The sequence below is a fragment of the Gordonia insulae genome, assembly GCF_003855095.1.
Taxonomy (GTDB): Bacteria; Actinomycetota; Actinomycetes; order Mycobacteriales; family Mycobacteriaceae; genus Gordonia; species Gordonia insulae.
The window spans coordinates 162,658-183,295 of record NZ_CP033972.1 but is presented as its reverse complement, the minus strand read 5'-3'; the positions used below and the strand labels follow the sequence as shown (position 1 = coordinate 183,295).

Here is a 20,638-nt window from a genome sequence, read left to right as displayed (position 1 = left end):
TCCGGTATGCCCTCGTCTGACGATGCCGACCACCCCCTGATCCCGCGGTATCTCGCACTGCTGTGGGGACGCGAGGACCCGACTCCGCGACGCGGGCCCCGTCCGACCCTGACCGTGCACGACATCGGTCGGGCCGCCGTCGCGATCGCCGACGCACAGGGTGTCGGCGCGGTGTCGATGAAGGCCATCGCCGCGGAACTCGGACTGACGACCATGTCGCTGTACCGCTACGTCGACAGCAAGGACGATGTGATCGAGGTGATGGTCGACACGGCCTTCGGCCCGTGCGATCCGACCCTGACCGCCACGGGCACCTGGCGGGAACGGCTCACCTCGTGGGCGCTCGCCGCCGCGTCGTTGTCGCGCGAACGTCCCTGGCTCGCTGCGATCCCGCTGCGCCGGCCACCGGTCGGGCCCAACGTACTGTCCTGGACCGACGCCGGCGTCCGATCGTTCACCGACACCGGACTGACCGGGCAGCAGAAGCTGAGCGCCCTGCTCCTGGTGGACGGATTCGTCCGTCACCACGTCCGGCAGGCGAGCCAGATGGGCATGCTCGACGCCACCGACACCGGGACCGGCCCCACCTACGAGGCGATGGTGTCCGAACTCGTCGACCACCGGTTGCCGCATCTCGCGGCGGCGATCAACGATCCGGGACCGCCCGAGGACGACGACTACTTCACCACCGAACTCACCTTCGGGCTGTCGGTGATCCTCGACGGGATCGACGCACTCATCGAGTCCGTCTGATCTCCGCCCGCGAAGTCGTCCGACACCGGTGATCCACGTCCGAAATCCGGTGTCACACGCCTAGGATGGACCCATGATCCGCATACTCATCCGTACGGTCGTCTACCTGATCTCGGCGGCCCTCGGAATCCTGGTGGCCGGTTCGATCCTCGACGACATGAACGTCCACGCCGCAGGCTTCCTGCTGGCCGTGGTGATCTTCGCTGCCGCGCAACTCATCCTGGGCCCGTTCATCGTCAAGTTCGTGCGTACCAACGCCGAGGCCTTCCTCGGTGGTGTCGGACTGGTCTCGACGTTCGTGGCGTTGCTGCTCGCGAGTCTGCTGGGCAACGACGGCATCGAGATCAGCGGGGTGGCCACCTGGATCGGCGCAACGGTGATCGTCTGGGTCGTCACGGCCGTCGGCACCCTGTTCGTGCCCTATCTGCTGGCCAAGGCCGGCGTGAAGCACGCCCGCGAGGAGCGCGCGGACAACGCGAAGTAGGTGCGGCGCCGGGCGGTTTCGTGACTCAGCCGGTCAATTCGGCGAACATCCGCTCGTTGTGTCCGAACGCGGCGACCGCCTCCTCGACGAGCGCCGCGGCCTGCGCCTCGTCGAGTGGCAGCGCGTCGAGGGTGTCGCGATAGGCGTCCTTGTAGCGCTTGAGTTTGTCGATGTCGTCGAAGACGTAGAAGGTCAGCGCGTCGTCGGTGAGTCCGTAGTGCAGCTTCATCCGGCTCCGGATCACCTGTCCCCCACTGAGATCGCCCAGATATCGGGTGTAGTGGAGTGCGACGAAGCGCGCCGGGTCATCGCGGGTCGCCTCGATGGCCGCGACATACGCGCGTACCCCCGGCAGCGGGATCACCGCGGACGGATCGACGCCCAGGGTCGCCAGGTCGGCGCCGAGCCGCGGGAGACGACGCAGACGCTCGTCCACGACCGGCCCGGCGACGTCATCGCCGGACAGCTCGTCGCCGACGGTCTCGAGCGCCCGATAGACGAAGTAGAGCTGCTCGGCCATCCGTCGATACCCGAGGGCATCGAGCCGGCCCGACATCAGATCGTCGACGAACGTCGCGCGTTCCGCCCGGTCGTGTGCCACCGCCGTCGCGGCACGCAGGTCTTCCGAGAGAGGGCGGGCGGGCTCGGCGTGGACGAGGCGACGGGCGTCTTCGGGCGTGGTCGTCATGATGCCACCAGTGATACCACCACACCGCGGTGATCGGAACCGGGGAGGTCGAAGGTCCGTATCGACGTCGCGACGAATCCCCGGGTGATGACGTGGTCGATGGCGATGACCGGCGCTCCGCCGGGCCGGTCGGTGGGCCACGTGGCGACGAATCCGGCCCCCGCCTGATCGGTGGCGTCCGCGAAACCGTTTTGCAACAGCGCCCGATAGCGGGCCTGATCCCAGGTGGCGTTGAAGTCACCGGCCGCGATGGCCGGCCCCGGCGGCAGCCCGCTCAGGTGGTCCCGGATGCTGTCGATGTCGTCCTTCCACACCTGGGAACGGCCGCGCAGCGGTGCGCCGGGATGCAGCGCGAGGACGCGGGTCCCGGCCGCACCGGCGAGATCGGTCTGCGCCTCCAGGTTGCGCAGCACCGTACCGTCGACCTGCGTCTGGCCCCTCAACGGCGTCCGGCTGAACAGGGCGGTGCCGGCCGAGACCGGTCCGGGGACCGCGTACTCGTAGGGCAGCTGCCGGGCGATCGAGCCGGCCCGCAACCTGGCCAGCGCCTCCGGCGTCACCTCCTGTACGGACAGCAGGTCGGCATCGGCGTCCGCCACCTGCCGGGCGAGCGCGTCGATGTCGGCACCGCCGAACAGGATGTTCGCCGAGACGATCGTGATCGGCTGACCTGCCGGCGCGGCCTGCGCCCGCCACAGCGGGATCTGGGTGTAGACGACACCGAGGGTGACGACGACGGACAGCGCCAACAGAATCCAGCGGCGGGTGGCGGCGAAGATCACCACGGCCAGCGCACCGGCGATGACGGCGAACGGCACGGCGGTGGTGAGGTAGAGCGCGATCTCCCCCTGCGAGTCGTGGTGATGCAGCCAGATCGCCACGCCGGCGCCGGCCAGCAGCGCACAGCCGACGAAGACCGCGAGAAACCGGAGGAACCGGCCGATCACGCCCCGAACACCTTGCGTACCACCGTCTTCGCCCGACGGGTGACACGCAGATAGTTCTCCAGGAACTCGGCGGCCTGATCTTCCGGCCAGCCGGCGGCGTAGGCGACGGCACGCAGCTGCCGGCCCGGCGCCGGCAGCTGGTCGATCGGTTTGCCGCGGACCAGCACGAGCGCGTTGCGCGCACTGGTCGCGGTCAGCCAGGCCTCCTTCAACAGGGCCACGTCGTTCTCCCCCAACAACTCCGCCGCGCCGATCGCGTCGAGCGACTGCAGGGTCGACGTGTTGTGCAACGTCACATGGCGATGGCCGTAACGCAGCTGCAGCAACTGCACGGTCCATTCGACGTCGGCCAGTCCGCCACGGCCGAGCTTGGTGTGGGTGGCCGGGTCGGCGCCGCGCGGCAACCGCTCCGAGTCGACCCGTGCCTTGATGCGCCGGATCTCCTTGACCGCGTCGGCCGAGACCCCGCCCTCCGGATAGCGGATGCGATCGGCCATGTGCAGGAAGTCGATACCGAGGGCGTCGTCACCGGCGACCTGATGGGCGCGGAGCAGCGCCTGGATCTCCCACGGTTGGGCCCATTGGTCGTAGTAGGCGGAGTACGCGGCCAGGGTCCGTACCACCGGCCCGTTGCGCCCCTCGGGGCGCAGACCCGTGTCGACCTCGAGCGGCGGGTCCTCGCTGGGCGACCCCAGCATCGAGCGCACCTTCTCGGCGACCGTCTGTGCCCAACGCACCGCCGGCGCCTCGTCGACGCCCGGCTCGGGCTGACAGACGAACAACACGTCGGCATCGGAACCGTAACCGAGCTCGCCGCCACCGAGCCGGCCCATGCCGATCACGGCGATGCGCGCCGGCGCGGGCTCCCCGCGATCACGCTCGGATTCCGCGATGACGACGGTCAGGGCCGCGTTGAGCACCGCGGCCCACACGCTCGAGAGTGCCGCGCACACCGCGGGCACGTCCATCATGCCGAGGATGTCGGCGGAGGCCACCCGGGCGAGCTCGAACCGTCGATGCGAACGGGCCGCCGCGACAGCACGTTTGAGGTCGGGTTGACGCACGGTCGACGCGATGAGGCCGCGGGCCACGTCCTCCGGATCCACCTCGCACAGTTTGGGACCGTTGGCCCCGTCCGAATAGAGATGGATCACCTCGGGTGATCGCATCAGCAGATTCGCGATGAACTCGGAGGTGCCGAGGACGTGCATCAACCGTTCGGCGACCACACCGTCGTCGCGCAGCAGCCGGATGAACCAGTCGGCGTCGTCCATCACGTCGCACAACCGCCGATAGTTCAACAACCCGGCATCGGGGTCGGGGGTGTTGCCGATCCACTCGAGCAGGGACGGCAGGATCAGCAGCTGGATCTGACCGCGACGACCAGCCGACGACGCGAGGGCCCGGATATGACTCAGCGCCCGTTCGGGTTTCGCATATCCGAGTGCGGACAGCCGGCGTTCGGCCGACTTGTCCGACAGGGTCAGTTCGTCGGTGTTGAAGCGGGTCGCCGCCTCGAGCAGCGGACGGTAGAACAGCTTCTCGTGCAGCCGCCGGATCCGCGATTTCTGGCGCTTGAGTTCTTCGCGCAGGACCGCGGTCGCATCGAGTTCGCCCTCCTGACGGATGTGCGCCGCGCGGGCGAGCCAGCGCATGTTGTCCACGTCGTCGAAGGCCGGCAACAGGTGGGTACGCGAGAGCCGCTGCAACTGCAAACGGTGTTCCAGGGATCGCATGAACTGATACGACGCCGTGAGGTTCGCGCCGTCGTCGCGGCCCACGTAGCCACCCGCGGTGAGAGCGCCGAGGGCCTCGACGGTCGATCGCACGCGGAGCTCCTCGTCGACGCGGCCATGCACCATCTGCAGCAACTGGACGGCGAACTCGACGTCGCGCAGGCTGCCGCTGCCCAGTTTGAGGTTGCGCTCGCGGAGTTCCTCGGGCACCAGCGACTCGACCCGGCGGCGCATCGCCTGCACCTCGGGGACGAAGTCATCGCGTTCGGCCGCCGTCCACACCAGCGGACTCACCGCGGCGAGGTACTCGTCGGCCAGCTGCATGTCGCCGGTCATCGGACGTGCCTTCAGCAGCGCCTGGAACTCCCAGGTCTTGGCCCAACGCCGGTAGTAGGCCAGGTGCGAGTCGACGGTTCGGGTCAGCGCGCCCGCCTTGCCTTCGGGACGCAGTGCCGCATCCACCTCGAAGAACGCCAGCGACCCCACCCGCATCAGCTCCCCGGCGATCCGCGCGGAGACACCGTCGGCCGGCTCACTGACGAACACGACATCGACGTCACTGACGTAATTGAGTTCGCGCGCCCCGCATTTGCCCATCGCGATGACGGCGAGCCGGACCGGCATCGGCTTGTCGCCGCAGACCTCGGCGATCGCCACCGACAACGCGGCCGTCAGGGCGGCGTCGGCGGCATCGGCCAGATAGGCGCCGACCTCGGGGAGGTACATCACCTCCTCGTCCTCGACGGTCGGCGCGAGGTCGTGGGCGGCCAACTGCAGCAACAGGTCCCGATAGGCGATCCGCAGTGCGACCACGGCCTTCGGACCGGTGAGCGCCGCGCGATAGACCTTGTTGCCCTTCTCCAATTCGCCGGGCTCCGGGGTGGCGCCGACCGACGCCAGCATCCGCTCGTTCATCTCGTCGACCGACGGGAGCATCGACGTCGTCAGCAGACGCCAGCTCGACGGCTCCGCGACGACGTGGTCACCGAGCGCGTCGGATCCGCCGAGCACCGCGAACAACCGGCCCCGGAACCCCTTGTCGGTGCGGATCAGATCGTCGACCTCGGCCCAGGCGTCGGCTCCGACGGCACCCTTGATCCGGATCAGTGCGCGCAGCGCGAGATCGGCGTCCGGTGCGCGCGAGAGAGCCCACAAGACGTCGACGGAATCCTCGTTGTCCCACTCCAGGTCCGCGAGGTGGCCCGGGGCGCTGGTCTCGAGCAGCCCGAGCCGGCCGGCGCTGGGCACGCTGCCGCGTCCACGAAGTGATGTCACACACCAAAAGGTAGCGGGCGACGCCGGTCAGGTGTCGAGCAGGGCGGCGACTACAGCGGCAGGTAGTTCTTCAGCTCGAAGGGGGTGACCAGACTGCGGTAGTTGGTCCACTCCGCCCACTTGTTGCGGAGGAAGTAGTCGAAGACGTGTTCGCCGAGTGCCTCGGCGACCAGTTCGGACTTCTCCATCTCCACCAGCGCGTCGGCCAGGCTGCCGGGCAGTTCCCGGTAGCCCATCGCCCGGCGCTCTGCGGGGGTCAGCGCCCAGACGTCGTCCTCGGCCTCGTCGGGCAGTTCGTAGTCCTCGGAGATGCCCTTGAGGCCCGCGGCCAGCAGGACGGCGAAGGTCAGATAGGGGTTGCAGGCCGAATCCGGGCTACGCACCTCGATGCGCCGCGACGACGCCTTGTTCGGCGTGTACAGCGGCAGCCGGATCAGCGCGGAGCGATTGGCCCCACCCCAGGTGGCCGCGGTCGGCGCCTCCCCGCCGTGGATCAGGCGCTTGTAGGAGTTCACCCACTGGTTGGTGACGGCACTGATCTCGCTGGCGTGGTGCAGGATCCCGGCGATGAACTTCTTGCCGGTGTCGGACAGCTGCATCGGGTCGTCCGGATTGTGGAAGGCGTTGGTGTCGCCCTCGAACAGGCTCAGGTGGGTGTGCATGGCCGAGCCGGGATGTTCGCTGAACGGCTTGGGCATGAAGGTCGCCCAGGTACCCTCGTCGATCGCCACCTCTTTGATGACGTAGCGGAAGGTCATGACGTTGTCGGCCATGGAGAGCGCGTCCGCGTACCGCAGGTCGATCTCCTGCTGACCGGGGGCGCCCTCGTGGTGGGAGAACTCGACGGAGATGCCCATCGACTCGAGCGCCTCGATCGCGTGGCGACGGAAGTTCGGGGCGGCGTCGTGGACGGCCTGGTCGAAGTAGCCGCCGGAATCGGCCGGCGTGGGCACGGTGCCGTCCAGCGGCGCGTCCTTCAAGAGGAAGAACTCGATCTCCGGGTGCACATAGCAGCTGAAGCCCTGATCGGCGGCCTTGTTCAACTGACGACGCAGGACGTGACGCGAGTCAGCCCAGCTCGGGGTGCCGTCGGGCATCGCGATGTCACAGAACATGCGCGCCGAGTGGTGCCGGCCGCTCGAGGTCGTCCACGGCAGGATCTGGAAGGTCGACGGATCCGGCTTGGCCACGGTGTCCGCTTCGGACACCCGTGAGAAGCCCTCGATGGCCGACCCGTCGAACCCGATACCCTCGGCGAAGGCCCCCTCGAGTTCGGCGGGCGCGATCGCCACGGACTTCAGATAGCCGAGAACGTCGGTGAACCACAGCCTCACGAATCGGATGTCGCGCTCTTCGAGAGTCCGGAGCACGAATTCCTTTTGGCGATCCATGACACCGGACATTAGGAGCAGCCTGTTAAATCCGTGTTACATCCACAATTCAAAGTCCTCTTCCTGCGGTTTTTCGGCGTGAATCTCAACATACGAGACGACCACGCGGGACTGTGAGATCGCTCAGATAGGCGGTCGCGGCTGCATCCACGCACCGGTTGCCACGGAAGACGGCGGTGTGCGCCATGGCATCGACGCCGATGAACCCCGCACCGACCCGGCGGGCGAACTCGACCGCGGTCGGATACGGGGTGGCCGGATCGCCAGTCGCCGCGACGACGAGACCGCGCGGCACCCCCGGCGGGAACGGACCGTCCGAGACCGGACCGGCATCGGATCGCGCGGCGGGCGTCCAGGATTCGCAGATGCCGATCGGTCCGTGTCCGCCGGCACGTCCGTCGTCGCGGAACGGTGCGACGTCGCGTGCCCGGCGGTCGAACTCGTCGTACACCTTCCGCTCGGCGGACCTCGACGGTTGGTCCGCGCAGGTGATCGCGAGGAAGGCGTCCTGCGACGCGTCGTAGTGACCGCGCGCGTCGCGGCCGGCGAACCGGTCGGCCAGGGCCAGCAGGTCGGCACCCGCACCGTCGGCGAGCCGTCGCAACGCGACTCGCAACCGGGCCCAGCTGCTCTCCTGATAGAGCGCGGCCACCGTCCCGTTCTCCGCGTCGGCGCCCGTCAGGGTCCGGTTCCCGACCCGCAGGGGACGATCACTCAACGGCCGGATCAGCTGCTGGTAGTTCGTGACCGCCTCGTCTGCGCGGTCGCCGAGTGCGCAGTCGGGTCGCCGGACGCAGTCGTCGGCGAAGGCGTCGAACGCGACCTGGAACCCGCGCAGCTGATCGAGCGACGCCTCGACGGGATCCTCCGCCGGGTCGACGACCCCGTCCAGGACGAGACCCGCGACATGCGACGGGAACTGCCGGGCGTACCCGATACCGATCCGGGTCCCGTACGAATGGCCGACGAACGCGATCTTGTCGATGCCGAGGGCCCCGCGGATGCGGTCGAGATCCGCGACGACGAAGTCGGTGCCCACCCGGGCCAGCAGCGCCTCGCCAGTTCGCTCCCGACACCGCTGCGCGACCAACCGCTGGTGGGCCTCGATCCGCGCGATCCCGGCCGGCGTCCGGTCCCCGAAGTCCGCCGCGCGCTCGGCATCGCGTTCATCGTCGGTGCGACACCGCACCGACGGCCGCGACGCTCCCACCCCGCGCGGATCGAACGAGATGATGTCGTGGGTGTCGGCGAGCCCCAGTGCGGCGAGTTCCGGCGCCGTCGCCACGAGATGGGCCACACCGGCCCCGCCGGGACCTCCCGGGTTGAGCACCACGGTCCCCTCACGCGGTCCCCGCGCCTGCAGCCGTGCGACAGCGATGGAGATGGTTCCGGCGGACCGATCACCGGGGTCGAGCGGGTTCTCGATGTGCGCGCAGGTGACGCGCCCGTCGAGGGATGCGGGCAACGACCCGACCGAGACTCCGTCGTCGGTTCCGCACGTGCGCCAACCGATGTCGTCGTCGGCGGCGGGGACGCCGCACGATGCCACCACCCCCGCGATGAGCATCAGCACCACGATCGGGAACCGACGCGCCATCGAGCGCGCGGTGGACGACATACGGTGATCCTACGGTCGCGATCGGCCGCGACTCGCGCGGGCATGTGAGCAAAGCCACAGGTCAAGCCGTTTATCACGGCCAACCACGGTGAGACAATGGTGCGGTCCCACCCAACCCGGGTACCTGCTGAGCAGGACTCGAGGCAGAAAAGAGACAACGATGTCCGATTCTTCGGTGTACGGCGCGTCCAGCCCTGTCGCGACCGATTCCGCATCCGCACCTCGCCGCCGCGTCACCCGCGTGCAGCATCTCGCACAGATGAAGGCCGAGGGCGAGAAGTGGTCGATGCTCACCTGCTACGACTACTCCACCGCACGTATCTTCGATGCGGCCGAGATCCCCGTCCTGCTGGTGGGCGATTCGGCCGCCAACGTCGTACTCGGCTACGACACCACCATCCCAGTGACCATCGACGAACTGATCCCGCTGATCCGTGCCGTCGTCCGCGGCGCACCGCACAGCCTCGTCGTCGCCGACCTCCCGTTCGGCAGCTACGAGGCGAGCCCGCAGCAGGCACTGGAGTCGGCGGTGAAGGTCTTCAAGGAGACCGGCGCACACGCCGTCAAGCTCGAGGGCGGCGAACGGGTGGCCGATCAGATCGCCACCCTCACCGCCGCAGGCATCCCCGTGATGGCACACATCGGCTTCACCCCGCAGAGCGTCAACGGGCTCGGCGGCTACCGCGTGCAGGGCCGCGGCGATGCCGGTGACCAACTCATCGCCGACGCGATCGCCGTCCAGGAGGCGGGCGCGTTCGCCGTGGTGATGGAGATGGTGCCGGCCGACCTCGCCGGACAGATCACCCGCAAGCTGACCATCCCGACGGTCGGGATCGGCGCGGGCAACGAGACCGACGCGCAGGTTCTGGTCTGGCAGGACATGGCCGGACTCACCCACGGCAAGACCGCCAAGTTCGTCAAGCGCTTCGGCGAGGTCGGCACGGAATTGCGTTCGGCCGCCGAGCAGTACGCGGACGAGGTGCGTCGCGGCACGTTCCCCGCACCGGAACACAGCTACTGACCGGACGCCGGCGTCCGGAGCGAAACGTCGGGCCCAGACGTGGGTCTCGCGCATAGGGTTGACCCATGCGCGACTTCTATCCGAGCATCGAACCGTACGACCACGGCCACCTCGACGTCGGCGACGGCCAGCAGATCTACTGGGAGACCTCCGGCGATCCGGACGGGAAGCCGGCGGTCTTCGTGCACGGCGGTCCCGGTGGCGGCACATCACCGGACCAGCGCCGGTTCTTCGACCCGGCCCGCTACCGGATCGTGCTGTTCGATCAGCGCAGCTGCGGCAGGTCACGCCCCCACATCGCCGACGGCGCCGATCTGTCCGTCAACACGACGCCCCACCTGATCGCCGACCTCGAACTCCTCCGCGCACATCTCGGGATCGAGCGGTGGCAGGTGTTCGGGGGTCGTGGGGATCCACGCTCGGCCTCGCCTACGCGCAGGCCCATCCCGAGCGGGTCACCGAACTCGTCCTGCGCGGCATCTTCCTGCTGCGACGCAGCGAGATCGACTGGTACTACAACGGGGGTGCCGCGCACATCTACCCCGACCTCTGGGAGTCATACCTGGCGCCCATCCCCGAGGACGAGCGTGACGGCGACCTGGTCGCCGCCTATCACCGTCTGCTCACCTCATCCGACCCGGCGGTGGCGCAGCGGGCCGCGAGCGCCTGGACCCTCTGGGAGCAGTCGACGAGCTATCTGCTGCCGAAGAAGCCCGGCAACGACGACGATGCGGGCGACCCGCGATTCGATCTGGCCTTCGCCTCGATCGAGAACCACTACTTCGTCAACCACGGCTTCCTCGACGACGGGCAGCTCCTGGCCGACATCGGCCGGATCGCGCACATCCCCGGCGTGATCGTGCAGGGCCGCTACGACGTCGTCTGTCCTACGCGCAGTGCCTGGGATCTGCACCGGGCGTGGCCGAGCGCCGCGCTGCACATCGTGGGCGACGCCGGACACGCCTCCTTCGAACCGGGGATCAAACACCACCTGATCACCGCGACCGACGAGTTCGCGGACCGGTCCGCATAGACTGCGGGGCAGCACCGGCACGACGCGGCAGCACGCGCGTCATCACAGCACGCAGGAGGAATGGGTGGCCGCAGTCGAGCAGGTCGAAGTGGAACTGAAGTTCGATGTCGACGCGGGTCACACGGCCCCGGATCTCCGCGTACTGCCCGGTGTCGTCGGCGCCGCCGCCCCCGAGACGGTCAACCTCGACGCCACCTACTTCGACACCGAGAACCTCGATCTCGCCGGCAACCGCATCACCATGCGACGCCGCACCGGCGGCCACGACTCGGGATGGCACCTCAAGCAGCCGACCGGGATCGCCGGTGCCCGGCGCGAACTCCAGGTCCGCTTCGACGACGCACCCGCCGACGGTGACGTACCCGACGACCTCATCACGCCCGTCGTCGCACTGACCCGCACGCGCAAGCTCATCCCGGTGGCCGCGGTGTCCACGACCCGGACCATCACCACGCTGCTCGGCGCCGACGGCCGCCCTGTCGCCGAGTTCGCCGAAGACCTCGTCACCGCCCAATCCCTCCTGCCCGGTGGACATTTCCAGGAGTGGGCGGAGTGGGAGTTCGAACTCCTCGGTACCGAGGCACATCCGCGGCTGCTGAAGGCCGCGGAGAAGTTGCTCCGCGCCGGCGGCGGCCGCACGGCGTCCTCGGCGTCCAAACTCGCCCGTGCGATCGGGTCCACCCCATCGGTGTCCGAACCGCATCTCGGCAAGCGGCCGACTGCGCTCGAACTCGTGATCACCGACATCGCCATCCACCGCAACTCGTTGATCAGCTACGACCCGCTCGTCCGGGTCGACGCCGACGACGCGGTGCACCAGATGCGGGTGGCGTGCCGACGTCTGCGCAGCGTGTTCTCCGGTTTCCCGAGCGTGCTCGATGCCACCCGAACCGCACACCTCAGCACCGAATTGCAGCTGCTCGCAAGAATTCTCGGGGACGCGCGGGACTCCGAAGTCCAACTGGCCATCGACGATTCACTGCTCCGCGCGGAGAACGCGTCGCCGGAGTTGATCGCCGCACTCGCCGGCGCCGAGACCGCGATCCACGATCGCGCGATCAGGGCCGCGCATGCCGCGATGAACTCCGACCGCTACTTCGCCCTGCTCGACGCCATCGACGAGATGATCGCGTCTCCCCCACCCGGGCCGGACGCCGACCTCGACGCCGTCGTCGCCGTGGACAAGGCGATCGCCAAGAGCCGCAAGAGCATCCGCAAGGCCCAGTCGACCCTGTCGACCCTCACCGAGGGTTCGGCGGAGTGGACCGAGCAGATGCACACGATCCGGAAGAAGGCGAAGCGCCTGCGCTACAGCACCGACGCCGCCGAGCCGCTGGCGCGCAAGCGGTACCGGAAGGTGGCCAAGGTCGCCAAGGCCATCCAGTCGGCGCTCGGCGACGTCAACGACGCCCAGATCAACCGGCATCGGCTGGCCGAGATCGCCGCGTCCGGTACGGTCTCGGCCGCGGACATGTTCGTGCTCGGTCGGATCGATGCACGTCAGGAAGCCGACATCGAGCGCGCGATCGCGACCTATCGCCGCGTCGCCAAGGACCTCTGACGGGCCTGCCGCACCGACCGTCGGTGCCCGATCGCGATCACGGCGCTACGGAGTCCGCGGCCGGTCCGCGGGAACGAACCGCACCGTGCGCGACGAGGGGTCGGCGACCTCGAGGGTCACCGCGAGACGCTGCCCCGGCAGCGGGTCGCCCTCGCACGGTGCGATCACCGCGACGTCGGTGAGGAACACCTGAGCCGGACGGTGTTCGGTGGCGGCGTGCAGGACGACCGCCTCGAACGTCTCACCCACCCGACTCGCCAGCAGGACCGCCTCGGTCAGGTCGATGCTCACCCGATCGGCCGTCGCCGCCAGGGCATCCGCCGAGCGCAACAGCTTCGGCAGGGTGGGCAGAGCGCGCGACACCCAGTCCGGCACGGGCTGTCCGGATGTCACCGCGAGGCACACCTCGGTGGCGAACCGGTCGCCGAGCCGGCGCAGGGGTGCGGTCACGTGTGCGTACAGGCCGGCGATCGCGGCGTGCCGCATGCGGTCCGGCGACGGCCGACCGTCGTTGCTGGTGAGGACCACGTCGCCGAGGGCCGGGTCGCCGCGGTCCGGGTCGCCGCCGACCAGGTCACCGCGGTCCGGGTGGTCGAGGACCAGATAGTCCGCACCTCGCATCAGACCCGCGCCGGCGGACATCAGGGCCACGGTCGCCGGATCGTCCTTCGGCAACCCGGCGAGGAACTCGCCCACCGAGACGCCGTCCGGCCAACGCACACCCAACGAGACCGCGGCCGCCCGCAACGCCGCCACCGCCCGTGGATCGGCCGGCGGCAGCGTGCGCAGCAGGCCGACACCGGCGTCCGCCATGATCTGTCCCGCGCACATCCCGGTCAACAGCGACAACTGCGAGTTCCACATGTCGGCCTCGGTGTGCGGCGCCAGTCGCAGCGTCCACCGGCCGTCGTCGCGCACCACCTCCTGGTCGGGCAGATCGAGCTCGACGGCACCGCGAGCGAGTGCGACCCGCTGCCGGAGCGCGCCGAATGCGGGCAGCGCGGCGATCGACGGATGCAGCCGTCGCGCGGCGGCATCCTCGGTCACGGCGGCATAGTCCAGCTTGGCCACCGAACGGATCGTCGCCCGGCGCACCGCGACCTCGACCGGCGCACCATCCGATCCGACACGGATCGTCCACAGCACGCAGGGCCGCGTCTGGTCCGGCAGCAGCGATCCGGCGCCCTCGGACAGCGACCGTGGATGCAACGGGACCGACCGGTCCGGGAAATAGAAGGTCGCGCCACGACGGCGACTCTCCTGATCGAGCGCACGCTCGGGCTCCACCAGCGCCGCCACATCGGCGATCGCATAGTTCACCAGGAATCCATCGCCGTCGGCCACGATGTGCACGGCCTGGTCCAGGTCCATCGACGTGGGCGGGTCGATGGTGACGAACGGCAGGTCGGTTCGATCCTCACGATCGGCGGACCATCGGTCGGCGGGATGATCGGCCTCGTCCTGCGCGGCCGCGCCGTAGTCCTCGCTGATGCCGAGTTCGGTACGGACCGCGTCGAAGTCGAGGTCTGGAGCCGACAGGATGCGCTGCACACCACCGACTGTAAGGCGAACGAGCCGGCGTGTAAGCCGGATCCTGTGCCTGCCCCACGGTTCACACCGTGAGACCGGCGGCGACCATCCATCTGGGCACACCGTCGCCGGGTACCTCGAGCGGCCCACCCGCGGGCTCGGGCGAGCAGCCCTCGAACACCCGCGCACCCGCACCCACGGGTCACCCCGTGGTGCGAGCTTCGGCCTTGCTCCGGGTGGGGTTTACCTAGCCGTCGCGGTCACCCGCGTCGCTGGTGCGCTCTTACCGCACCGTTTCACCCTTACCGCCGAGCGACCCACATGGGGCCGATCCCGGCGGCGGTCTGTTCTCTGTGGCACTGTCCCGCGGGTCACCCCGGGTTGCCGTTGACAACCACCCTGCTCTGTGGAGTCCGGACTTTCCTCGGTGCACGGCGCACCCGGTGACCGGGCCGTTCCGCGCCCCGCGGCCGCCCGGCCGACTCGTTCGCCCACACAGGATAGCCCGACCGCCGACGCGGTCGCGCATGCGCACTGGTCAGGACAGGTGCCCGGTGTCGTTGACGAGTCTCACCACGGAGCCGCCGTCCGGGTAGAACTCGGCGATGGACAGCGACGCCAGGTCGAGGTGCAGCCGGAACAACAGTTCCGGGCCGGTGCCCAGCGCTTCGCGCAACAAGGACTTGATCGGTGTCACATGGGAGACGACGAGCACCGTCTGCCCCGGATAGCGATGGAGCAGAGCGTTTTTGGCCGCGGTCACCCGTACGGCGACCTGGGCGAAACTCTCCCCGCCGGGCGCCTCGACGTCGGTGTCGGACAACCATCGAGCGTGCAGGTCGGGATCACGCCCGGACGCCTCGGTGAACGTGAGCCCTTCCCACGCACCGAAATCCGTCTCGATGAACCCGTCATCGATCCCCACATCGAGCCCGAGCCGGTCGGCCACCGCCTGCGCGGTCGTCCGCGCACGGGCCAGCGGCGAGGACACCACGGCCGCGATGTCGGCAACCACGCCGAGTCGCGCCGCGGCCGATTCGGCCTGCTGCAGACCGAGTTCGGTCAACTCCGGATTGCCGCGCCCGGAATATCGGCGTTGCACCGACAATTCCGTCTGTCCGTGCCGCAGCAGCAGAATCCGGGTCGGCTCCGCACGTTGCCCCTGCCAGGTCGGCGCCGCGCCGGCGCCGGCGACCGCGGTGGCCATCAGAGCCCCGACTCCACCGTCCGGACCAGGATCGCCCCGCACTCCTCGCATCGGACGACCTCGTCGGACGTCTTCGCCGCGATCGCCGCGATGGTGCCACGATCGAGTTCCATCCGGCAGGCGCCGCATCGCCGGGCCCGCAGCAGGCCGGCACCGATCCGACCGGACGCTCGCTGCCGGTCGTAGATCGCGAGCAGATCCGCCGGGATCTCGGCAGCCAGGGTCTCCCGCCGCTGCGCCGCCCTCGACTGATCGCTGTCGATCTCCGACAGGACCCCCGTGCGCCGCTCCCGGGTCTTCTCGACCTCGCCGTTCAGATGCTCGATGGTGGCGGCCGCACGCTGCTGCTCGGCGGTCACCGCCTCCTGCTGCTCCATCACGCCGAGCAGGTCGTCCTCGAGGCCGGAACGACGTCGAGCGAGTCCCGTCAGTTCGTGCTGGAGTTCGGACAACGCCTTCGGCGCAAGACCGCCCGCGGTCAACAGGGCCGAATCCTTGGCCTCGCGCGACGCCATCCCGGTGACCTCGCTGTCGATCCGGCGGTACTCGCGGGTGAGATCTTCCGCCGAGATCTCGGCGCGGACCAGATCGTTGCGTGCCGCCTCGACACGCTCGTCGAGTCCGGCGAGCTCCGCATCCTCCGGCAGATGGGTCCGGCGGTGGTCGAGCCGGGCCAGTTCGGCATCGGCATCGGCGAGATCGAGAAGTTGTCGCTGTATCCCGGCATCGACCTTCACGATGTCCACCTCCGCCGTCTGCGCGCATGCTGCTCTGTCGTCACCACTGCCTCATCCTCTGTGCTGTTCTCAGGTCCCCGTTCAGTCCGCCGCGGCTCCACATCGGGTGCCCCGGCGGCAGGTTCCCCATACGGTACGCGTCCCCCGAGCGCGCCCGGCCGCGGCGCTCAGGGCCGGCCGACGAGGCGGAACGGATCGGTCGGCACCCGGTGGACCGCAACGGCGATGCCGAGCGCATCCACCAGCACCCGGGCGACCTGACCACACCACGGGAACTCGGTCGCCCAGTGTCCGGCATCGACCAGCGCGGGCCCGCCCCGACGACGACTCTCGTCGGCCGGGTGATGTCGCAGGTCGCCGGTCACGAAGACGTCCGCGCCGGCCGCCGTCACCGCATCGAGCAGCGAATCACCGGCGCCGCCGCACACCGCCACCGACTCGACGGGCGCGTCCGGATCGCCCGCCATCCGAACCCCGGACGGGCTGTGCAGCCGGTCCCGGACGAGGTCGGCGAACTCCCCGACCGTCACGGGCCGGGCCGGTCGCCCGATCCGCCCCAGTCCGACGTCGCTTGCCACATCGGCCAATTCGAGGATGTCGAACGCGGGTTCCTCGTATGGGTGCGCCCCGCGCAGCGCGTCGAGGACGGCACGCCGCAGACCACGGGCCGCAACCATCTCCACCCGATCCTCGTCGACCCGGGTCCGCTCCCCGATCATCCCGATCGCCGGATCGGCGGCCGCCTGCGCCTCGAACTGGCCGGTCCCGACGACCGACCACGAACAGTCGCGATACTCCCCGATCGCACCGGCACCCGCCGCGAACATCGCCTCGGTCACCTGTTCGGCGTTGCCCTCCGGCACCATCACGACCCACTTGTCCATCGGAGCACGAGGTCTCGGGTCGATCGGCACCGTGTCGACGACGTCGAGGACGTCCGCCAAGGCATCCGACACCCCCGGGCGCGCACTGTCCGCGTTCGTATGCGCGGTGAACAACGCGACACCCGATCGGATCAACCGATGGACGACACGACCCTTGGCCGTATCGGCGGCCACCGAATCCACCCCGCGCAACAACAACGGATGATGCGCCACGATCATCTGCGCACCCATCGCCACCGCAGCGTCGACCACATCGTCGGTGACGTCGACGCACACGAGCACCGATCCCACCCGCTCCAGCGGATCCCCGCAGACCGGGCCGACGGAATCCCACGGCTCAGCCAAACGCCGCGGATAGGCGTCGTCGAGGATCGCGATCACCTCGGCGCCGGCCACATTCGGCCCGCTCGCTCCGCTCCCGGCGCCGGTTGTATTCGGCCCGCTCATACCCCGATCTCCTCCCGGACCGCCGCAATCGCCGAGATCACGCTGCGCGTGGTCGCCGGTTCCCGCACCGCGAGTCGAAGGTGGCGGCTGTCGAGGCCGACGAAGTTGGCCGCGCTGCGCACGGCGAATCCCCGCTCACGCAACCGCTCCTTGACCCCCACCGCATCCGGCAGGGCGATGAGCACATACGACGCCTGCGGGTCCACACACACCTCGATGCCCGCATCGGCCAATTGCGCGACCATGTCCGCACGATCGGCCGCGATCTGCCGCGCCTGCGTCTGCGCATACCGTTGTCCGGCCGGCCCGACACATTCGGTCAGGGCCGTCAGCGCAAGTGTCCCGAGTGGCCACGGTCGCCGCCCGACACTCAGCCTCCTGACGATGTCGGGGTGCGCCAGCAGATAACCGGCCCGGAGTCCGGCGAGACCGAAGGTCTTTGTCACGCTGCGGATCACGACGACGTCGTCGTACCCGGCCGACGCGAGCGAAGCCGGCTCATGGCGACCCGACAGCGGGTCGATGGTGATGTCGGCGAACGCCTCGTCGACGAAGACAATCCGGCCGGGACGTCGCAGCCCCTCGACACCGGCGGCGGGATGCAGAACCGACGTCGGATTGGTCGGATTGCCGAGCACCACTAGATCGGCGTCGTCGGGCACCGCCTCGGGTGTCAACCGCCACGGCGGTGGCAGGACGACGTCGGTGATCGGCACGCCGGCCGCGCGGAGGGCGAGCTCGGGCTCGCTGAAGGACGGCTGGATCAGCGCGGCGTGGCGGGGCGCGAGTCGTGGCAACAGCTCGAATCCCTCGGCGGCACCGGCGAGCAGCAGCACCTCCTCCACACTCCGGCCGTGTGCGTCGGCCACCGTCGCGATCGCACCCTGCTCGTCGGCCCGAGACGGGTAGCGCGCCAGGTCGTCGAGCCGTGCCGCGAGCGCGTCGCGGACAAATGCGGGCGGACCCCGGCGCACATTGACGGCGAAGTCGACCAGGCCCGGTTCGGCGTCGACATCACCGTGGCGATCACGCGCAAACAACCCCGATGTCATAAATCACCAGCCTACGTGCACGATGGAGCAGTGACCGACATGTCTGAATCCGCCGATCTCACGTCATCCCGTCCCGACCCGGCCGACCCGTCGACCATCCTGCTGGTAGATCTCGACGGCACCATCACCGACAGTTTCGCCGGAATCGCCAACAGCTTTCGCCATGCCCTGGCCGCCGTCGGCGCTCCCGAGCCGGCACCGGAACTCGTCGCCGGCATCGCCGGACCCCCGATGATCGACACCCTCACCGCGATGGGGCTCGATCAGGACACCGCCGACACCGCGATGCGCGCCTACCGCGAGCGCTACACCGACGTCGGCTGGCTGGAGAACTCGGTGTTCGACGGCATGGGCTCGGTCCTCGCCGACCTGGCGTCGTCGGGCCGCACGTTGGCGGTGGCGACGTCGAAGAACGAGAACACCGCCCGCGCGATCCTCGACCATTTCGGGCTGGCCCAGCATTTTCGCGTCATCGCGGGCGCCAGCGACGATGGCACCCGCCGCGCCAAGTCGGACGTGATCGGCCATGCCCTCGAGCAGCTCGGGATCGCGGCCGATGCCGCGACACGTGTGGCCGGCGCCCCCGTGGTGATGATCGGTGACCGCGCTCACGACGTCGAGGGCGCGGCCCGATTCGGCATACCAGCGATCCTGGTCGGTTGGGGCTACGCTCTGGGTGGGGAGGACGGCCTGGCCGCATGGTCGGTCGGGTCCATCGCAGATCTGCGCGAGGTACTGGGTGTCTGAGCAACTACACGTGTGCTTTGTGTGCACCGGCAACATCTGCCGGTCGCCCATGGCACAGAACATCTTCCGCTCGGCGCTCGCCGACGCCGGGCTGGCCGGACAGGTCCGGGTGACCAGCAGCGGCACGAACGGCTGGCACAACGGGGAACCGGCCGACAATCGTGCGCGAACCGAGTTGCTGGCACACGGATACTCCGATGCGCATGTGGCCGCGCAACTCTCACCCGCCGATTTCGACGCCGATCTGCTGGTGGCGATGGACGCGGGCCACGTCCGCGAGCTCGAACGCAAGCGTCTGGGCGATCGCGTGCGGCTGCTGCGCAGCTTCGACCCCGATGCCGGTCCGGACGATCTCGACCTCAACGACCCGTATTACGGCACCAGCGAGGATTTCGCCGTCACGCGCGAACAGATCGAACGCGCGGTCCCCGGCCTCCTCGCGTGGGTACACGCCACACTCGAGGGCAACTGACCCTCGTCCCGGTCAGCCGGGCCGCACCAGGTTGTGGACGAACCTGATCTTGTCCAGGACACGACGCGGCAGGACGAACGGATAGAGGTCGCTGTGCCCCATCGACCGGTTGATCTGGTTGAGCGCCCAGGTGAGGGGCAGCCACCGGTCGACGAGCTGATCGAAACCGACGTCGCCGGGCAGCACGCCGTCGAGGGTCGAGCCCGCCGGTGCCATCGCGAACGCCGCCGCGGTGTCCAGGGTGTCGCGGATGTGGAGGTAGTGCGCGAACGTCTCGGCGAAGTCCTCGGCCGGATGCATGGTCGCGTAGGACGACACGTAGTTCTGTTTCCAGCCGGCCGGGGCGCCCTGGGAGTAGTGCCGATCCAGCGCGGCCTGATAGTCGTCGTCGGGGTCACCGAACAGTTCCTCGAACGCCGGTCGGGCCGCCGCGTCGACCAACACCAGTTGGTAGTAGTGCCCGATCTCGTGCCGGAAGTGCCCGAGTACCGTGCGGTACGGCTCGTCGAGTTCGACGCGCATCTGCTCGCGGTGCACATCGTCGCCTTCCGCGAGGTCCAGCGTGATCAGCCCGTTGTCGTGGCCTGTCACGACGGGCGACTGTGAACTCGACAACAGGTCGAAGGCGAGGCCCGCCACCGGATCCTCGCCTCGGCCGGTGATGGGCAGACCCAACTCACAGAGTTCGAGGACCAGACGGCGCTTGGCCGTCTCGGCCCGCCCGTACTCGGCCATGGCGACCGTGTCCGCGTCCGCCGGACGGGTCCTGGTCAATGCGCACGATGCGCACAGCGTCGGCACACCGGTCCACGCGACCAGCCAATTGCATTGGGCTACTTTGTTGTTCGCACAGCGTTCGAGAAGCGTGCCGTCGACTTCGGCGCGACCCTTGTCGTCGAGAACGTAGATGGTCCGGGTGGGAGGCCAGAATCCCAACGCGCTCTTGCAGTGCAGGCACAGACTGTTCTCGAAGGACAGTCGCTGACCGCACTCGCGGCAGAGGAAATCGCGCATCGGCCAAACGCTACCCTGCGTTCGGCGCAGCGGATGACAGC

At 69.1% G+C, this 20,638-nt stretch carries 17 protein-coding genes, 1 other RNA gene and 1 pseudogene; 7 read left to right on the top strand and 12 right to left on the bottom strand.

Annotated elements, in window-relative coordinates:
* Positions 1-6: 6 nt before the first annotated feature.
* Together D7316_RS00950 and D7316_RS00945 are read left to right on the top strand one after the other, a co-directional pair.
* Positions 7-753, top strand: a complete 747-nt coding sequence (locus D7316_RS00950; protein ID WP_124706639.1) for a TetR/AcrR family transcriptional regulator — start codon at positions 7-9, stop codon at positions 751-753.
* Positions 754-826: 73 nt separating this feature from the next.
* Positions 827-1,237, top strand: a complete 411-nt coding sequence (locus D7316_RS00945) for a phage holin family protein (protein WP_124706638.1) — start codon at positions 827-829, stop codon at positions 1,235-1,237.
* A gap of 25 nt (positions 1,238-1,262) precedes the next feature.
* On the opposite strand, the gene D7316_RS00940 is transcribed toward D7316_RS00945, so the two are convergent.
* The 5 genes from D7316_RS00940 to D7316_RS00920 form a co-directional block, all read right to left on the bottom strand.
* On the bottom strand, positions 1,263-1,925 hold the full coding sequence (locus tag D7316_RS00940; RefSeq protein ID WP_124706637.1) for a biliverdin-producing heme oxygenase: 663 nt from the start codon (positions 1,923-1,925) through the stop codon (positions 1,263-1,265).
* Complete coding sequence (locus D7316_RS00935) at positions 1,922-2,869, bottom strand: endonuclease/exonuclease/phosphatase family protein (RefSeq protein WP_232017108.1); 948 nt, start codon at positions 2,867-2,869, stop codon at positions 1,922-1,924. Before D7316_RS00935 ends, D7316_RS00940 begins: the two co-directional genes overlap by 4 nt.
* Positions 2,869-5,883, bottom strand: a complete 3,015-nt coding sequence (locus tag D7316_RS00930) for a bifunctional [glutamine synthetase] adenylyltransferase/[glutamine synthetase]-adenylyl-L-tyrosine phosphorylase (protein WP_197718158.1) — start codon at positions 5,881-5,883, stop codon at positions 2,869-2,871. The genes D7316_RS00935 and D7316_RS00930 overlap by 1 nt, the downstream gene beginning before the upstream one ends.
* A gap of 50 nt (positions 5,884-5,933) precedes the next feature.
* Positions 5,934-7,274 (bottom strand): glutamine synthetase family protein, encoded by a 1,341-nt coding sequence (locus tag D7316_RS00925; RefSeq protein WP_124706635.1) that lies wholly within the window; start codon positions 7,272-7,274, stop codon positions 5,934-5,936.
* 85 nt (positions 7,275-7,359) lie between these two features.
* A complete protein-coding gene (locus D7316_RS00920) occupies positions 7,360-8,892 on the bottom strand; it encodes an alpha/beta fold hydrolase (protein ID WP_124706634.1) in 1,533 nt (510 codons plus the stop codon).
* Positions 8,893-9,052: 160 nt separating this feature from the next.
* Here D7316_RS00920 and panB point away from each other — a divergent pair, with 160 nt between their 5' ends.
* The 3 genes and pseudogenes from panB to D7316_RS00905 all read left to right on the top strand — a co-directional run bounded on the left by panB (position 9,053) and on the right by D7316_RS00905 (position 12,507).
* On the top strand, positions 9,053-9,913 hold the full coding sequence (gene panB / locus D7316_RS00915; RefSeq protein ID WP_124706633.1) for a 3-methyl-2-oxobutanoate hydroxymethyltransferase: 861 nt from the start codon (positions 9,053-9,055) through the stop codon (positions 9,911-9,913).
* A gap of 65 nt (positions 9,914-9,978) precedes the next feature.
* Positions 9,979-10,946 (top strand): annotated as a pseudogene (gene pip / locus D7316_RS00910) (prolyl aminopeptidase).
* 64 nt (positions 10,947-11,010) lie between these two features.
* A complete protein-coding gene (locus tag D7316_RS00905) occupies positions 11,011-12,507 on the top strand; it encodes a CYTH and CHAD domain-containing protein (protein WP_124706632.1) in 1,497 nt (498 codons plus the stop codon).
* Positions 12,508-12,552: 45 nt separating this feature from the next.
* Here D7316_RS00905 and D7316_RS00900 read toward each other — a convergent pair whose 3' ends face one another.
* The 6 genes from D7316_RS00900 to cobC form a co-directional block, all read right to left on the bottom strand.
* Entirely contained in the window at positions 12,553-14,058 is a 1,506-nt protein-coding gene (locus D7316_RS00900; protein ID WP_124706631.1) for an RNB domain-containing ribonuclease, read from the bottom strand.
* Positions 14,059-14,074: 16 nt separating this feature from the next.
* An RNA gene (gene rnpB, locus D7316_RS00895) (RNase P RNA component class A) lies at positions 14,075-14,523 on the bottom strand.
* A 52-nt stretch (positions 14,524-14,575) separates the two neighbouring features.
* The gene (locus tag D7316_RS00890) at positions 14,576-15,244 is read right to left on the bottom strand and encodes a bifunctional RNase H/acid phosphatase (protein ID WP_124706630.1); all 669 of its coding nucleotides are present in this window, start codon (positions 15,242-15,244) and stop codon (positions 14,576-14,578) included.
* Entirely contained in the window at positions 15,244-15,981 is a 738-nt protein-coding gene (locus tag D7316_RS00885; RefSeq protein WP_124706629.1) for a zinc ribbon domain-containing protein, read from the bottom strand. The genes D7316_RS00890 and D7316_RS00885 overlap by 1 nt, the downstream gene beginning before the upstream one ends.
* A gap of 167 nt (positions 15,982-16,148) precedes the next feature.
* Positions 16,149-17,312, bottom strand: a complete 1,164-nt coding sequence (locus tag D7316_RS00880; RefSeq protein ID WP_124706628.1) for a Nif3-like dinuclear metal center hexameric protein — start codon at positions 17,310-17,312, stop codon at positions 16,149-16,151.
* Positions 17,309-18,364, bottom strand: a complete 1,056-nt coding sequence (gene cobC, locus D7316_RS00875) for an Rv2231c family pyridoxal phosphate-dependent protein CobC (RefSeq protein ID WP_124706627.1) — start codon at positions 18,362-18,364, stop codon at positions 17,309-17,311. The genes D7316_RS00880 and cobC overlap by 4 nt, the downstream gene beginning before the upstream one ends.
* Positions 18,365-18,403: 39 nt before the next feature.
* Between cobC and D7316_RS00870 the strand changes: the two genes are divergently transcribed.
* Both D7316_RS00870 and D7316_RS00865 read left to right on the top strand, forming a co-directional pair.
* Positions 18,404-19,111 carry an HAD hydrolase-like protein gene (locus D7316_RS00870; RefSeq protein ID WP_124706626.1) on the top strand — a complete coding sequence of 236 codons (708 nt, stop codon included), beginning with the start codon at positions 18,404-18,406 and terminating at the stop codon, positions 19,109-19,111.
* On the top strand, positions 19,104-19,583 hold the full coding sequence (locus D7316_RS00865) for a low molecular weight protein-tyrosine-phosphatase (protein ID WP_124706625.1): 480 nt from the start codon (positions 19,104-19,106) through the stop codon (positions 19,581-19,583). Before D7316_RS00870 ends, D7316_RS00865 begins: the two co-directional genes overlap by 8 nt.
* A gap of 12 nt (positions 19,584-19,595) precedes the next feature.
* Here the strand turns inward: D7316_RS00865 and D7316_RS00860 are convergent, their stop codons facing one another.
* Positions 19,596-20,597, bottom strand: a complete 1,002-nt coding sequence (locus D7316_RS00860; RefSeq protein WP_124706624.1) for a zinc-binding metallopeptidase family protein — start codon at positions 20,595-20,597, stop codon at positions 19,596-19,598.
* Between the last annotated feature and the right edge of the window lie 41 nt (positions 20,598-20,638).